Genomic DNA, 14,699 nt, shown 5'->3' on the forward strand with positions numbered 1-14,699 from the left:
ACATTTTCAGCCCCTTCGGTTTATACTCCAGCTTTAATACCGGTATTTGATTTGACTAAGACTTCCTCGTATTTCTTTACATCAGCCTTTTGGCTGGAGAAAATGGTTCCGAGATAACCAGCTAGGAATCCAAGCGGTATTGATACAATACCAGGTGTTGTATATGGGAAGATAGGGTTCCCTACGAAAATAGCTTTTCCTACTTCAGGACTGAACACATTCGGGCTAATGATAACTAACCCAATGGCGGAAATAAGTCCGATAACCATGGCCCAAATTGCACCAGAGGTATTAAATCGCTTCCAGTAAATAGTGTAAATAATAACTGGTAAGTTTGCACTAGCTGCAACAGCAAATGCAAGGGAGACTAGGAATGCGACATTTAGAGTTTGTGCACCTAATGCAAGAACAATAGAAATGATGGAAACTCCAATTGCTGCCCAACGTGCCATGCTAACTTGCTGTTTCTCAGTTGCCTTCCCTTTTTTAAGTATTTCATTGTAAAAATCATGAGCAAAGGCAGAGGCGGCTGTCAGAACTAGCCCGGCTACTACAGCTAAGATGGTAGCGAATGCAACAGCAGAAATGAACGCAAATAGCATGTTGCCGCCTAGGGCTTGTGCTAATAATGGCGCTGCCATATTTCCAGCTGGATTGGCGGCGACAATTTTAGTCGTACCAACAAAGGCAGCTGCGCCAAAGCCAAGGAAAATAGTCATGACATAAAATATCCCAATGATCCATGTTGCATAAACTACTGAACTACGAGCCGTTTTAGCATCTTTTACGGTAAAGAAGCGGACTAATATATGTGGAAGCCCGGCAGTACCGAGTACAAGACCCATGTTTAAAGAAATCGTATCAAGGCCACTTTTATATTTGACCCCAGGATTTAGGAAAGTTTCCTTTAAAGGTGTAGCAGTTTTCATTTGTGCGAACATATCCGTAATGCTGAAGTTAAACTTAGAAAAAACGATAATTGATATTAAGAAGGTACCACCCATTAAGAGAACTGCTTTGATGATTTGCACCCAGCTAGTTGCGTGCATTCCTCCAAAAATAACATACACCGTCATTAGTACGCCAACAATCAAAACAGATGTTGTGTATTCCAAGCCTAATAATAATTTAATGAGTGCACCCGCTCCTACAAGTTGAGCGATCATATAAAAAATCGAAATCGTAACTGTATTAATGGCGGCAAATCCACGAACTTTCTTCGCATCGAAACGAGAGGCAATCATATCAGCAAAGGTATACTTTCCAAGGTTACGCATTGGTTCGGCTACAATATAAAGAACCACTAAGTAAGCAACGAGGAATCCGATACTATAGAAAAATCCATCGAACCCAGTCAAGGCTACAGCGCCAGCAATGCCTAGAAAGGAAGCTGCAGACATGTAATCTCCAGCAATGGCGAGTCCATTTTGCCAGCCTGTCAATCCCCCGCCCGCTGTATAAAATTCATTAGCATTTTTCGTTCGTTTTGAAGCGTAGTAGGTAATAATTAACGTTACAAAAACAATACAAAGAAACATTGTAAAAGCAGCTGTATTCATTAGCTATTTCCTCCTTCTTCTACCACTTTCTTAGCTAACTCATCAAATCGTGCTGCTTTTTTAGAATAAATCATGCACAAAACCCATGTCATAACAAATTGTAAAAAGGCAAAAACCCATGCCCAAGTAATGTTGCCGATGAACTTGTTGTTTAGGATAGTTGTGTAGGAAGTTAAAATGGGTAAGGCAAAATAAAAACAGAAAAAGAATATGGTGATTGGAATGATAAATTTTTTCTTTTCGGAGAGTAATGTCTGGAATGAAGATGATTGAGCGATTGCACTGTAATCGTTTTTAATATTAGCCTTTATTTGTTTTGCCTCCAATGGAAGCTCCCCCTCTCAAAAACCCTTAGTCAAATCCGAGGTACAAAGAAAAGAAAAGTTGATTGGTCAAGTGGTGAAGATAGCAAAATGAAAGAGAAACTGAGGAAAATGCTTACTATATAAATGTTCACCTCGCATAGATTGCAGATTTTTCGAAATTTTTAAAACATTACATTTCTAATTATAGGGAAAACACAAATAAGTAGGCAAGGTAATTCCTTAAAAATAGGAAAATTTAACCATTAAGGAGAGAGAAGGTAGAGTTGGTTATTGACTGAACAAAAAAAGAAAACCCTTGCTACGCAAAGGTTTTCTAAATATGGAGACTATCGGGATCGAACCGACGACCTCTTGCATGCCATGCAAGCGCTCTCCCAGCTGAGCTAAGCCCCCAAATATTAATCGGTACATGAAAAATTATATATGCATTCCAAATAACTTGCAAGAGGAAAATTCCAATACTGTCATAATTTAAAGGGCTATTAACTCATACTTTCAATTTCTACTTTCTTTACACCTTCTAAATTAGAAACGGATGCATACACTTCGGTGGTCCTTTCACGATAATCGACAGCAACTAGAATTTGAACTAAGTGATCTCCATTATCTAAGTCCTTTATTTTAAGACGACGGACGATATATTTTTTCTCTATAAGGTAGCTTATTGCTTTATCAATCTGTGCCTGATCTCTTATAAAGAGTTGAAGCATGATTTCTTTTTCACGTAATTGCTTCGGACCAAATAGTTTCATTAAAAAAGGGATTAATTCCACACTAATAATAAGAAGAGCAACCCCGACAAAGGCTTCTAAATAAAATCCCGCACCAACAGCTATGCCAATTCCGGCTGCGCCCCAGATCATTGCAGCTGTGGTCAACCCTGAGATACTGTCATTTCCTCTACGCAAAATTACTCCAGCACCTAAAAATCCAATACCTGAAACTATTTGAGCAGCTAAACGGAGAGGGTCCATTGTAATTTTCACTTCATCAGAGTTAGGGAACATATATGCGGATTGAATTGATACGATAGTTAACAAACAGCTTACTACTGAGATAACTAGACTCGTTTTTAAACCCACCGGTTTTCTTTTTAATTCACGCTCTAAACCAATAATTAGGCCGAAAACAGCGGAAATTCCTAATTTTATTAGAATATCCATCTCCATATTATTCATTATCATTCACGTCCAATTTAATAGTCAGTTCTTTAAAGGGATAAGCAACTAAGTGGAACCTACTTTGATTTTACACATAATGAAGGATGCAATGAAAGATTAAAAAAATATATTGGGGATTAATTGATGAGTAGAACGTAAACTACCGAGGGCTTTCTTATTAGTTTATCCGCTCATGTTTTTATATATGACATTAATAAATCTAAAAAAACTTATGAAATTATATTGCAAACATTTTTATATCATGATATATTAAATCTCGTCCTCAGCGAGAGTGTAAATAACAAAAAGATGTTTCGAAAAAAAGTTATTGACATTAAGTTGAGAGATATGTTAAATTAAAGAGGTCGCTTTTGAGCGGCGAAGCAATAAAGTACAAGCTGTTGAACAGTCTTGTAACAATAATTGTTCTTTGAAAACTAAACAAACAAAACGTCAACAAACAATAATATTTAACTTCTTAATTGAAGTTAGCCAACGTAACAAAATGAGCTAATCAACTTTCTTGGAGAGTTTGATCCTGGCTCAGGACGAACGCTGGCGGCGTGCCTAATACATGCAAGTCGAGCGAACCACTTCGGTGGTTAGCGGCGGACGGGTGAGTAACACGTGGGCAACCTGCCTGTAAGACTGGGATAACTTCGGGAAACCGGAGCTAATACCGGATAATCCTTTTCCTCACATGAGGAAAAGCTGAAAGTCGGTTTCGGCTGACACTTACAGATGGGCCCGCGGCGCATTAGCTAGTTGGTGAGGTAACGGCTCACCAAGGCGACGATGCGTAGCCGACCTGAGAGGGTGATCGGCCACACTGGGACTGAGACACGGCCCAGACTCCTACGGGAGGCAGCAGTAGGGAATCTTCCACAATGGACGAAAGTCTGATGGAGCAACGCCGCGTGAGCGATGAAGGCCTTCGGGTCGTAAAGCTCTGTTGTTAGGGAAGAACAAGTACCGGAGTAACTGCCGGTACCTTGACGGTACCTAACCAGAAAGCCACGGCTAACTACGTGCCAGCAGCCGCGGTAATACGTAGGTGGCAAGCGTTGTCCGGAATTATTGGGCGTAAAGCGCGCGCAGGCGGTCCTTTAAGTCTGATGTGAAAGCCCACGGCTCAACCGTGGAGGGTCATTGGAAACTGGGGGACTTGAGTGCAGAAGAGGAAAGCGGAATTCCACGTGTAGCGGTGAAATGCGTAGAGATGTGGAGGAACACCAGTGGCGAAGGCGGCTTTCTGGTCTGTAACTGACGCTGAGGCGCGAAAGCGTGGGGAGCAAACAGGATTAGATACCCTGGTAGTCCACGCCGTAAACGATGAGTGCTAAGTGTTAGGGGGTTTCCGCCCCTTAGTGCTGCAGCTAACGCATTAAGCACTCCGCCTGGGGAGTACGGCCGCAAGGCTGAAACTCAAAGGAATTGACGGGGGCCCGCACAAGCGGTGGAGCATGTGGTTTAATTCGAAGCAACGCGAAGAACCTTACCAGGTCTTGACATCCTCTGACACTCCTAGAGATAGGACTTTCCCCTTCGGGGGACAGAGTGACAGGTGGTGCATGGTTGTCGTCAGCTCGTGTCGTGAGATGTTGGGTTAAGTCCCGCAACGAGCGCAACCCTTGATCTTAGTTGCCAGCATTCAGTTGGGCACTCTAAGGTGACTGCCGGTGACAAACCGGAGGAAGGTGGGGATGACGTCAAATCATCATGCCCCTTATGACCTGGGCTACACACGTGCTACAATGGATGGTACAAAGGGCTGCAAGACCGCGAGGTTTAGCCAATCCCATAAAACCATTCTCAGTTCGGATTGTAGGCTGCAACTCGCCTACATGAAGCCGGAATCGCTAGTAATCGCGGATCAGCATGCCGCGGTGAATACGTTCCCGGGCCTTGTACACACCGCCCGTCACACCACGAGAGTTTGTAACACCCGAAGTCGGTGAGGTAACCGTAAGGAGCCAGCCGCCTAAGGTGGGACAGATGATTGGGGTGAAGTCGTAACAAGGTAGCCGTATCGGAAGGTGCGGCTGGATCACCTCCTTTCTAAGGATATAAGCTGGACCTATGAGCCAGACAAAACATGTTTGTTTGATTGTTTTCTGTTTGTTTAGTTTTGAGAGTGCAATTTCTCTCTGACTAGTTGGTCTTTTACAACTAGATTTAAACGTCTTAATAATTGCTTTGCTCCTGCGCCATAGCATATTCGAAGAGGTAACTCTTCAGCTCGTCGCAAGGCAGCATGATGTAAAGCTCTGAAGTTTAATCACGTTGTGATTGAAATCAGTAGCCTCGTTCTTTGAAAACTAGATAATCGTAAAGAAGAAAGTCAAGAAACATCGAGTAATCGCCATTTTAGTTTTCTCTCTATTATATATAGAGTAATAAACCTTTTAGGTTAAGTTAGAAAGGGCGCACGGTGAATGCCTTGGCACTAGGAGCCGATGAAGGACGGGACTAACACCGATATGCTTTGGGGAGCTGTAAGTAAGCTTTGATCCAGAGATTTCCGAATGGGGGAACCCACTGTTCGTAATGGAACAGTATCTTTACCTGAATACATAGGGTATTGAAGGCATACCCGGGGAACTGAAACATCTAAGTACCCGGAGGAAGAGAAAGCAAACGCGATTCCCTGAGTAGCGGCGAGCGAAACGGGACATAGCCCAAACCAAGAGGCTTGCCTCTTGGGGTTGTAGGACACTCTACATGGAGTTACAAAGGAACGGGGTAGATGAAGCGGCCTGGAAAGGCCCGTCAGAGAAGGTAAAAACCCTGTAGTCGAAACTTCGTTCCCTCCTGAGTGGATCCTGAGTACGGCCGGACACGTGAAATCCGGTCGGAAGCAGGGAGGACCATCTCCCAAGGCTAAATACTCCCTAGTGACCGATAGTGAACCAGTACCGTGAGGGAAAGGTGAAAAGCACCCCGGAAGGGGAGTGAAATAGTTCCTGAAACCGTGTGCCTACAAGTAGTTAGAGCCCGTTAATGGGTGATAGCGTGCCTTTTGTAGAATGAACCGGCGAGTTACGATCCCATGCAAGGTTAAGTTGAAGAGACGGAGCCGCAGCGAAAGCGAGTCTGAATAGGGCGAATGAGTATGTGGTCGTAGACCCGAAACCAGGTGATCTACCCATGTCCAGGGTGAAGTCCAGGTAACACTGGATGGAGGCCCGAACCCACGCACGTTGAAAAGTGCGGGGATGAGGTGTGGGTAGCGGAGAAATTCCAATCGAACTTGGAGATAGCTGGTTCTCTCCGAAATAGCTTTAGGGCTAGCCTCACGTTGTTAGAGTCTTGGAGGTAGAGCACTGTTTGGACTAGGGGCCCTCATCGGGTTACCGAATTCAGACAAACTCCGAATGCCAAAGACTTATCCGTGGGAGTCAGACTGCGAGTGATAAGATCCGTAGTCAAAAGGGAAACAGCCCAGACCACCAGCTAAGGTCCCAAAGTTTACGTTAAGTGGAAAAGGATGTGGAGTTGCTTAGACAACCAGGATGTTGGCTTAGAAGCAGCCACCATTTAAAGAGTGCGTAATAGCTCACTGGTCGAGTGACTCTGCGCCGAAAATGTACCGGGGCTAAACGTAACACCGAAGCTGTGGATTGACATCGTAGATGTCAGTGGTAGGAGAGCGTTCTAAGGGCGTTGAAGCTAGACCGTAAGGACTGGTGGAGCGCTTAGAAGTGAGAATGCCGGTATGAGTAGCGAAAGATGAGTGAGAATCTCATCCACCGTATGCCTAAGGTTTCCTGAGGAAGGCTCGTCCGCTCAGGGTTAGTCGGGACCTAAGCCGAGGCCGAAAGGCGTAGGCGATGGACAACAGGTTGATATTCCTGTACCACCTCTTTATCGTTTGAGTGATGGGGGGACGCAGGAGGATAGGGTAAGCGCGCTGTTGGATATGCGCGTCTAAGCAGTTAGGCTGGAAAGTAGGAAAATCCGCTTTCCGTAAAGGCTGAGCTGTGATAGCGAGGGAAATTTAGTACCGAAGTTCCTGATTCCACACTGCCAAGAAAAGCCTCTAGCGAGATAAAAGGTGCCCGTACCGCAAACCGACACAGGTAGGCGAGGAGAGAATCCTAAGGTGAGCGAGAGAACTCTCGTTAAGGAACTCGGCAAAATGACCCCGTAACTTCGGGAGAAGGGGTGCTTTTTGAGGTGAATAGCCTCGAAGAGCCGCAGTGAATAGGCCCAGGCGACTGTTTAGCAAAAACACAGGTCTCTGCGAAGCCGCAAGGCGAAGTATAGGGGCTGACGCCTGCCCGGTGCTGGAAGGTTAAGAGGAGGGGTTAGCGCAAGCGAAGCTCTGAATCGAAGCCCCAGTAAACGGCGGCCGTAACTATAACGGTCCTAAGGTAGCGAAATTCCTTGTCGGGTAAGTTCCGACCCGCACGAAAGGCGTAACGATCTGGGCACTGTCTCAACGAGAGACTCGGTGAAATTATAGTACCTGTGAAGATGCAGGTTACCCGCGACAGGACGGAAAGACCCCGTGGAGCTTTACTGTAGCCTGATATTGAATTTTGGTACAGCTTGTACAGGATAGGTAGGAGCCGTAGAAGCCGGAGCGCTAGCTTCGGTGGAGGCGTCGGTGGGATACTACCCTGGCTGTATTGAAATTCTAACCCGCACCCCTTATCGGGGTGGGAGACAGTGTCAGGTGGGCAGTTTGACTGGGGCGGTCGCCTCCTAAAGAGTAACGGAGGCGCCCAAAGGTTCCCTCAGAATGGTTGGAAATCATTCGTAGAGTGTAAAGGCACAAGGGAGCTTGACTGCGAGACCTACAAGTCGAGCAGGGACGAAAGTCGGGCTTAGTGATCCGGTGGTTCCGCATGGAAGGGCCATCGCTCAACGGATAAAAGCTACCCCGGGGATAACAGGCTTATCTCCCCCAAGAGTCCACATCGACGGGGAGGTTTGGCACCTCGATGTCGGCTCATCGCATCCTGGGGCTGTAGTCGGTCCCAAGGGTTGGGCTGTTCGCCCATTAAAGCGGTACGCGAGCTGGGTTCAGAACGTCGTGAGACAGTTCGGTCCCTATCCGTCGTGGGCGCAGGAAATTTGAGAGGAGCTGTCCTTAGTACGAGAGGACCGGGATGGACGCACCGCTGGTGTACCAGTTGTCTTGCCAAAGGCATCGCTGGGTAGCTATGTGCAGACGGGATAAGTGCTGAAAGCATCTAAGCATGAAGCCCCCCTCAAGATGAGATTTCCCATAGCGTCAAGCTAGTAAGAACCCTGAAAGATGATCAGGTTGATAGGTCAGAGGTGGAAGCGTGGTAACATGTGGAGCTGACTGATACTAATCGTTCGAGGACTTAACCAAGTTTTTAGCGAACTCACATGTTTATTGAACTTTCTTCTACATTATCTAGTTTTGAGGGAATGAAATTTTTTTGAAATTCCTCTTGCAAAATATCAAAAAGACATTATAATAAAATAGTGTCGCATTAATAGTCTGGTAATTATGGCGAGAAGGTCACACCCGTTCCCATACCGAACACGGAAGTTAAGCTTCTCAGCGCCGATGGTAGTTGGGACGAAAGTCCCTGTGAGAGTAGGACATTGCCAGGCTGTTATACGGAGGATTAGCTCAGCTGGGAGAGCATCTGCCTTACAAGCAGAGGGTCGGCGGTTCGATCCCGTCATCCTCCACCATATATTTTTTCTCAAACTAATTGCCGGTGTAGCTCAATTGGTAGAGCAACTGACTTGTAATCAGTAGGTTGGGGGTTCAAGTCCTCTCGCCGGCACCATGCTTCTTACTTCTTGGTTAACATCAGCGGAAGCATGCGAGAAATCCTGAAGGGATTTTCAGCAAAAAAACAATTTGCTTTTTTAGTACACTTTAGTTATATGAGCCATTAGCTCAGTTGGTAGAGCATCTGACTTTTAATCAGAGGGTCGAAGGTTCGAGTCCTTCATGGCTCACCATTTTAAATGAATATGCGGGTGTGGCGGAATTGGCAGACGCACCAGACTTAGGATCTGGCGCCGCAAGGCGTGGGGGTTCGACTCCCTTCACCCGCACCATTTAAACTTAATATGCGGAAGTAGTTCAGTGGTAGAACACCACCTTGCCAAGGTGGGGGTCGCGGGTTCGAATCCCGTCTTCCGCTCTCTTAATTGCCGGGGTGGCGGAACTGGCAGACGCACAGGACTTAAAATCCTGCGGTAGGTGACTACCGTACCGGTTCGATTCCGGTCCTCGGCACCATTTTTAAAATATTGCGCCCGTAGCTCAATTGGATAGAGCGTCTGACTACGGATCAGAAGGTTATGGGTTCGACTCCTTTCGGGCGCGCCATTATTACGGGAAGTAGCTCAGCTTGGTAGAGCACTTGGTTTGGGACCAAGGGGTCGCAGGTTCGAATCCTGTCTTCCCGACCATTTTTAATAAATTATGGGGCCTTAGCTCAGCTGGGAGAGCGCCTGCTTTGCACGCAGGAGGTCAGCGGTTCGATCCCGCTAGGCTCCACCATAATTTTAATAACTATTTGGCGGTGTAGCTCAGCTGGCTAGAGCGTACGGTTCATACCCGTAAGGTCGGGGGTTCGATCCCCTCCGCCGCTACCAAATATTTAATGAACTTGGACCTTTAGCTCAGCTGGTTAGAGCAACGAGCAAGGCTCCAATGAAAATGCAACGAGTTGTCACCATCGAGCTGCTACTTGAGTATGCTTTCTGAGATGGGACAGACGGTTTTAATATTATGGTAATAGAACTTCAACTTGGACCTTTAGCTCAGCTGGTTAGAGCAGACGGCTCATAACCGTCCGGTCGTAGGTTCGAGTCCTACAAGGTCCACCATTATCTTTTATATAATATGGAGGAATACCCAAGTCCGGCTGAAGGGATCGGTCTTGAAAACCGACAGGCGGGTTAAACCGCGCGGGGGTTCGAATCCCTCTTCCTCCGCCATATTATTTCAGAATTAAATAGTTTTTACCGTCGCGGGGTGGAGCAGTCTGGTAGCTCGTCGGGCTCATAACCCGAAGGTCGCAGGTTCAAATCCTGTCCCCGCAATATGGTCCGGTAGTTCAGTTGGTTAGAATGCCTGCCTGTCACGCAGGAGGTCGCGGGTTCGAGTCCCGTCCGGACCGCCATATGTTGGCTCAGTAGCTCAGTCGGTAGAGCAAAGGACTGAAAATCCTTGTGTCGGCGGTTCGATTCCGTCCTGAGCCACCATTTTAATTAAATATAGTTTTTATTGTGGCGATTGTGGCGAAGTGGTTAACGCACCTGATTGTGGTTCAGGCATTCGTGGGTTCGATTCCCATCAGTCGCCCCATTTATTTTGCGGGTGTAGTTTACTGGTAAAACCTCAGCCTTCCAAGCTGATGTAGTGGGTTCGATTCCCATCACCCGCTCCAAAATGTGGGCCTATAGCTCAGCTGGTTAGAGCGCACGCCTGATAAGCGTGAGGTCGATGGTTCGAGTCCATTTAGGCCCACCATATATTATTCCGCAGTAGCTCAGTGGTAGAGCTATCGGCTGTTAACCGATCGGTCGTAGGTTCGAGTCCTACCTGCGGAGCCATTATAGAGAAGTACCCAAGTGGCTCAAGGGGCTCCCCTGCTAAGGGAGTAGGTCGGGTAACCGGCGCGAGGGTTCGAATCCCTTCTTCTCTGCCATAGATTTTGGCCCCTTGGTCAAGCGGTTAAGACACCGCCCTTTCACGGCGGTAACACGGGTTCGAATCCCGTAGGGGTCATAAAAAAAACTGATGATAAAGTATCATCAGTTTTTTTTGTTCCTTTTTAAAGGAAGATTGGAAATGATTATTGTTTAAGTACACTCAGTTATATTTATTCCTGAGTAATTTAGGTAACGTAGAGGTGCTCTACGTTACCGAGCAGAACAAAAAAAATCTAGTTGGGTAACGTGGAGGTGCTCTACGTGACCGAGCAGAACAAAAAAAATCTAGTTGGTTAACGTAGCCTGCTTCTACGTTACCCATTGCAGCGTGAAAACCCTATTCAAGTCACGTAGACCACTTCTATATGACCCAAATTGTTATCCAGGTCCTGTTTGGGTAACATAGACGACATGTCCGTTACCCAATGCTGCATTCTCGACTTAATAGGGTAACGTAGATGCCCTACATGTGACGAGTCTAGCAAAAAGTTCACCACTCCATTTACCGTGACTATTTCCTCATACACTAGCCAAAAAGACCCTGTACTCAATTTTAAGAACAATTCACAAAACAATACATAAAATTATTATCTTAAAATAACAAATCCGCAAATCTCCATCCCGAATAAATATTGATAACGCTTACAAAACTCTGCATTTCTTGAAATTTCACTCCTTTAATGTGATATAAATCAAATAATTTTTTTATTGTATTTTAAATAAAAAATTCAAAAAAACTTTAAAGATTCCTGTCGAATAACGATGGATTATTTGTCGTTTTGTGTTGAATATTGATGATAATTGAAACTTTCTAGAACATTAAATCAGTAATTGTCAGAAAAGATAAAAAAGTTTTTGGAGGCATATCATCTATTTGGAATTATAATTGGTCTTTGAAATACATATTTTCAATGGGGATGAGGTTAGCCATGACAGTGAACACGTTATTTCCTACTGATTACCAGCTGCACTTATTTCATGAAGGAAACTTCTTTCAAAGTCATCAGCTTTTTGGCGCTCATATCTTCAGGAATTCCAACCACGTTTTTACACGATTTTGTGTATGGGCACCTAATGCCCATCAAATAAGACTTGTAGGTGATTTTAACAACTGGAATGGTGAAGGGTATGAATTAGAAAGAGTGAACAACGAAGGCGTTTGGATTCTAATTTTGAATCAAGACTTAACAGGAAGTATTTATAAGTATGAAATTTTCTCACAAACTGGTGAGACACTCCTTAAGTCAGATCCATTCGCGTTTTATTCTGAAATAAGACCAATGACTGCTTCTGTTGTTTATTCACTAGATAACTATAAGTGGCAAGATAGTCATTGGATGAACCAAAGAGGTAAAAAGAACTTCCTATCCGAACCTGCCATCATTTATGAAGTTCATTTGGGTTCGTGGAAGAAGAAAGCCAAAGAAGACTTCTTAACCTATAAAGAATTGGCTACAGAACTTATACCGTATGTAATTGAACATGGATTTACACATATAGAGCTGTTGCCACTTGTTGAGCATCCGCTCGACGCATCGTGGGGTTACCAGGGTACAGGTTATTTTTCTGTTACTTCAAGGTATGGAAACACAGATGATTTTCGTTATTTTGTAGATCAATGTCACCAAAACGGTATAGGTGTCATTCTGGATTGGGTTCCAGGGCACTTTTGCAAGGATGCACACGGACTCTACCGCTTTGATGGTACACATATTTATTCCTATACGCATGAAAGGGACAGAGAAAACCCTGTATGGGGGACAGCAAACTTTGACCTTGGAAAAGGTGAAGTACAAAGCTTCCTTATCTCAAATGCTCGTTTTTGGATGGATGCATTCCATATCGACGGATTCCGAATGGATGCGGTGGCAAATATCATTTACTGGCCAAATATATCCAACGAGAAGTGCGAAAATCCATATGGAATAAATTTCTTGAAAAAATTAAATCAGGAAATCCACGAATATGATCCACATTTTTTGATGATTGGAGAAGATTCAACTGATTTCCCACAAGTTACGACTCCTGTTCATTATGGAGGTCTTGGCTTTGACTATAAATGGAATATGGGCTGGATGAACGACATGCTTGAATATATGGAAACCCCTCCGTTTGCACGGCAGCAGGTCCATTCAAAAGTTACTTTTTCACTTTTATATGCATTTTCAGAAAACTTTATGCTCCCCTTTTCGCATGATGAGGTTGTCCATGGAAAGAAGTCCCTTTTAGATAAGATGCCAGGCGAATATTGGGAAAAATTTGCTCAATTAAGGCTATTACTTGGCTATATGTTTGCACATCCTGGGAAAAAGCTTCTTTTCATGGGATTTGAATTGGGACAGTTCGCGGAGTGGAAGGATAAAGAGCAGCTTGATTGGCACTTAATGGACTATGAGATGCATCGTTACTTAAATGACTATGTCAAGTATTTAACAAAGCTATATAAGCGTTCTAAAGCCTTATATGAGATAGACCATTTACAGGATGGTTTTCAATGGATTGATGTAAATAACAGCCACCAATCGATTTTCTCTTTTATCAGAAGAGGGAAGAAGGAAGAGGAACATTTAATCATTATTTGTAACTTTACAGGAGTTAGTTACCCAATTTATAAAATCGGAGTTCCTCAACTCGGGGAGTATCGAGAAATTTTTACTAGTGACCAAACAGAATACGGTGGAAATGGAGTAGTTAATAAAAAGACGATTGTTGCATTAGATGAGCCATTCCATGGTCAAGCGTATTCTATTGACATCAAAATTCCCGCTTATGGTTTTCAAATAATTAGACCGGTTAAAAAACGAAAGGAGAGGAAAGGAAATGGCAAAGAAAAAGTGCGTAGCCATGCTATTAGCAGGAGGGAAAGGAAGTAGACTTAATTCCCTTACAAAGGATTTAGCAAAGCCAGCTGTACCGTTTGGGGGTAAATATCGAATTATCGATTTTACACTTAGCAATTGTGCCAATTCTGGGATAGATACAGTCGGAGTACTTACACAATATCAGCCATTATTGCTTAATTCTTATATTGGAATTGGCAGTGCTTGGGACCTTGATCGTAAGGATGGTGGTGTAACGGTTTTACCGCCATATAGCGAGTCTTCAGAAGTCAAGTGGTATACAGGTACAGCAAGTGCTATTTATCAGAATTTAAATTATTTGAAGCAATATCAGCCTGAGTATGTATTAATCCTCTCTGGAGACCACATTTACAAAATGAATTACGAAGGTATGCTTGATTATCATATTCAAAAAAGAGCAGACGTAACCATTTCCTTAATTGAGGTACCATGGGTGGAAGCAAGCCGATTCGGCATAATGAATACAAATGAGGATATGAGAATCGTAGAGTTTGAGGAAAAGCCTGCGAATCCAAAAAATAATTTAGCCTCCATGGGCATTTATATTTTCAGTTGGAATGTACTAAAGGAATTTTTAGAAATGGATGACCGAAAAGCAGGTTCAAGTCATGACTTTGGTAAAGATGTAATTCCAATGCTCTTAGAGGAAAATAAAAAATTGTTTGCCTATCCATTTAAAGGCTATTGGAAGGATGTCGGTACTGTACAAAGCCTTTGGGAAGCAAACATGGACCTGTTAGGTGAAGACTGTGAGTTAGATTTGTTTGATCATGACTGGAGAATTTATTCCGTAAATCCGAACCAACCTCCGCAATATATCTCTCCGAATGCAATTGTAAAAGAATCATTGATAAACGAGGGATGTACCATTGATGGAGAAATTGATAAATCAGTATTATTTCAAGGTGTGACCGTAGGGAATGGATCGATTATTAAAGAGTCCGTCATTATGCCGGATGCTACCATTGGTGAAAATTGCCTAATTGAAAAGGCAATTGTACCGTGTGATGTTCAAGTACCAGATGGAACAGTCATCCGCTCTTATGATGATGAGATTGTTTTAGTAACTCAAGAAATGTTAAGCGGACTATATCCTGCTTTTTAAATCACATTTGAGGGCTAGAAAGGCCCCAAATA

General features: G+C 44.1%; 5 protein-coding genes, 22 tRNA genes and 3 rRNA genes. 26 read left to right on the forward strand and 4 right to left on the reverse strand.

Features of this window, described 5'->3' with window-relative positions:
- Positions 1–20: 20 nt before the first annotated feature.
- From QE429_RS07455 to QE429_RS07470, 4 genes are all read right to left on the reverse strand, one after another.
- A complete protein-coding gene (locus tag QE429_RS07455) occupies positions 21–1,559 on the reverse strand; it encodes a solute symporter family protein (RefSeq protein WP_307285858.1) in 1,539 nt (512 codons plus the stop codon).
- On the reverse strand, positions 1,559–1,885 hold the full coding sequence (locus tag QE429_RS07460; RefSeq protein ID WP_307285861.1) for a DUF485 domain-containing protein: 327 nt from the start codon (positions 1,883–1,885) through the stop codon (positions 1,559–1,561). Before QE429_RS07460 ends, QE429_RS07455 begins: the two co-directional genes overlap by 1 nt.
- Positions 1,886–2,205: 320 nt before the next feature.
- Positions 2,206–2,278: transfer RNA gene (locus QE429_RS07465), tRNA-Ala, on the reverse strand.
- Positions 2,279–2,367: 89 nt separating this feature from the next.
- Positions 2,368–3,063, reverse strand: coding sequence for an MgtC/SapB family protein (locus QE429_RS07470; protein ID WP_307285864.1), 696 nt, complete (start codon positions 3,061–3,063; stop codon positions 2,368–2,370).
- A gap of 502 nt (positions 3,064–3,565) precedes the next feature.
- Here QE429_RS07470 and QE429_RS07475 point away from each other — a divergent pair.
- The 26 genes from QE429_RS07475 (at position 3,566) to QE429_RS07600 (ending at position 14,667) form a co-directional block, all read left to right on the forward strand.
- Positions 3,566–5,103, forward strand: a 16S ribosomal RNA gene (locus QE429_RS07475).
- A gap of 350 nt (positions 5,104–5,453) precedes the next feature.
- Positions 5,454–8,389, forward strand: a 23S ribosomal RNA gene (locus QE429_RS07480).
- Positions 8,390–8,520: 131 nt separating this feature from the next.
- Positions 8,521–8,637, forward strand: a 5S ribosomal RNA gene (gene rrf / locus QE429_RS07485).
- Together the 16S, 23S and 5S rRNA genes with 21 tRNA genes alongside form the textbook arrangement of a ribosomal RNA operon.
- An 8-nt stretch (positions 8,638–8,645) precedes the next feature.
- A tRNA-Val gene (locus QE429_RS07490) sits at positions 8,646–8,721 on the forward strand.
- Positions 8,722–8,743: 22 nt separating this feature from the next.
- Positions 8,744–8,819, forward strand: a tRNA-Thr gene (locus tag QE429_RS07495).
- A 102-nt stretch (positions 8,820–8,921) separates the two neighbouring features.
- A tRNA-Lys gene (locus tag QE429_RS07500) sits at positions 8,922–8,997 on the forward strand.
- A 14-nt stretch (positions 8,998–9,011) separates the two neighbouring features.
- Positions 9,012–9,096 (forward strand) — tRNA-Leu (locus QE429_RS07505).
- Positions 9,097–9,110: 14 nt separating this feature from the next.
- A tRNA-Gly gene (locus QE429_RS07510) sits at positions 9,111–9,182 on the forward strand.
- A 9-nt stretch (positions 9,183–9,191) separates the two neighbouring features.
- Positions 9,192–9,280: transfer RNA gene (locus QE429_RS07515), tRNA-Leu, on the forward strand.
- Between the two features lie 13 nt (positions 9,281–9,293).
- A tRNA-Arg gene (locus QE429_RS07520) sits at positions 9,294–9,370 on the forward strand.
- Positions 9,371–9,376: 6 nt separating this feature from the next.
- Positions 9,377–9,453 (forward strand) — tRNA-Pro (locus tag QE429_RS07525).
- A gap of 15 nt (positions 9,454–9,468) precedes the next feature.
- Positions 9,469–9,544: transfer RNA gene (locus QE429_RS07530), tRNA-Ala, on the forward strand.
- Between the two features lie 18 nt (positions 9,545–9,562).
- Positions 9,563–9,639, forward strand: a tRNA-Met gene (locus QE429_RS07535).
- Positions 9,640–9,796: 157 nt separating this feature from the next.
- A tRNA-Ile gene (locus QE429_RS07540) sits at positions 9,797–9,873 on the forward strand.
- A gap of 18 nt (positions 9,874–9,891) precedes the next feature.
- Positions 9,892–9,984 (forward strand) — tRNA-Ser (locus tag QE429_RS07545).
- A 31-nt stretch (positions 9,985–10,015) separates the two neighbouring features.
- Positions 10,016–10,089 (forward strand) — tRNA-Met (locus tag QE429_RS07550).
- Positions 10,090–10,092: 3 nt separating this feature from the next.
- A tRNA-Asp gene (locus QE429_RS07555) sits at positions 10,093–10,169 on the forward strand.
- 6 nt (positions 10,170–10,175) lie between these two features.
- Positions 10,176–10,251: transfer RNA gene (locus QE429_RS07560), tRNA-Phe, on the forward strand.
- 27 nt (positions 10,252–10,278) lie between these two features.
- Positions 10,279–10,354: transfer RNA gene (locus QE429_RS07565), tRNA-His, on the forward strand.
- Between the two features lie 8 nt (positions 10,355–10,362).
- Positions 10,363–10,436, forward strand: a tRNA-Gly gene (locus QE429_RS07570).
- A gap of 6 nt (positions 10,437–10,442) precedes the next feature.
- Positions 10,443–10,519 (forward strand) — tRNA-Ile (locus tag QE429_RS07575).
- 8 nt (positions 10,520–10,527) lie between these two features.
- Positions 10,528–10,602 (forward strand) — tRNA-Asn (locus QE429_RS07580).
- 4 nt (positions 10,603–10,606) lie between these two features.
- A tRNA-Ser gene (locus QE429_RS07585) sits at positions 10,607–10,697 on the forward strand.
- 8 nt (positions 10,698–10,705) lie between these two features.
- Positions 10,706–10,777, forward strand: a tRNA-Glu gene (locus tag QE429_RS07590).
- 853 nt (positions 10,778–11,630) lie between these two features.
- Complete coding sequence (glgB, locus tag QE429_RS07595; protein ID WP_307285866.1) at positions 11,631–13,574, forward strand: 1,4-alpha-glucan branching protein GlgB; 1,944 nt, start codon at positions 11,631–11,633, stop codon at positions 13,572–13,574.
- A complete protein-coding gene (locus tag QE429_RS07600; RefSeq protein WP_307285868.1) occupies positions 13,522–14,667 on the forward strand; it encodes a glucose-1-phosphate adenylyltransferase in 1,146 nt (381 codons plus the stop codon). Before glgB ends, QE429_RS07600 begins: the two co-directional genes overlap by 53 nt.
- The last annotated feature ends 32 nt before the right edge of the window (positions 14,668–14,699 follow it).

The sequence above is a fragment of the Bacillus sp. SORGH_AS_0510 genome (genome assembly GCF_030818775.1).
Lineage (GTDB): Bacteria > Bacillota > Bacilli > Bacillales > Cytobacillaceae > Neobacillus.

Coding starts and splice junctions, on each gene's coding strand:
- QE429_RS07455 (WP_307285858.1), bottom strand. CDS start 1,559: ATGAATACAGCTGCTTTTACAATGTTTCTTTGTATTGTTTTTGTAACG.
- QE429_RS07470 (WP_307285864.1), bottom strand. CDS start 3,063: ATGAATAATATGGAGATGGATATTCTAATAAAATTAGGAATTTCCGCT.
- glgB (WP_307285866.1), top strand. CDS start 11,631: ATGACAGTGAACACGTTATTTCCTACTGATTACCAGCTGCACTTATTT.
- QE429_RS07600 (WP_307285868.1), top strand. CDS start 13,522: ATGGCAAAGAAAAAGTGCGTAGCCATGCTATTAGCAGGAGGGAAAGGA.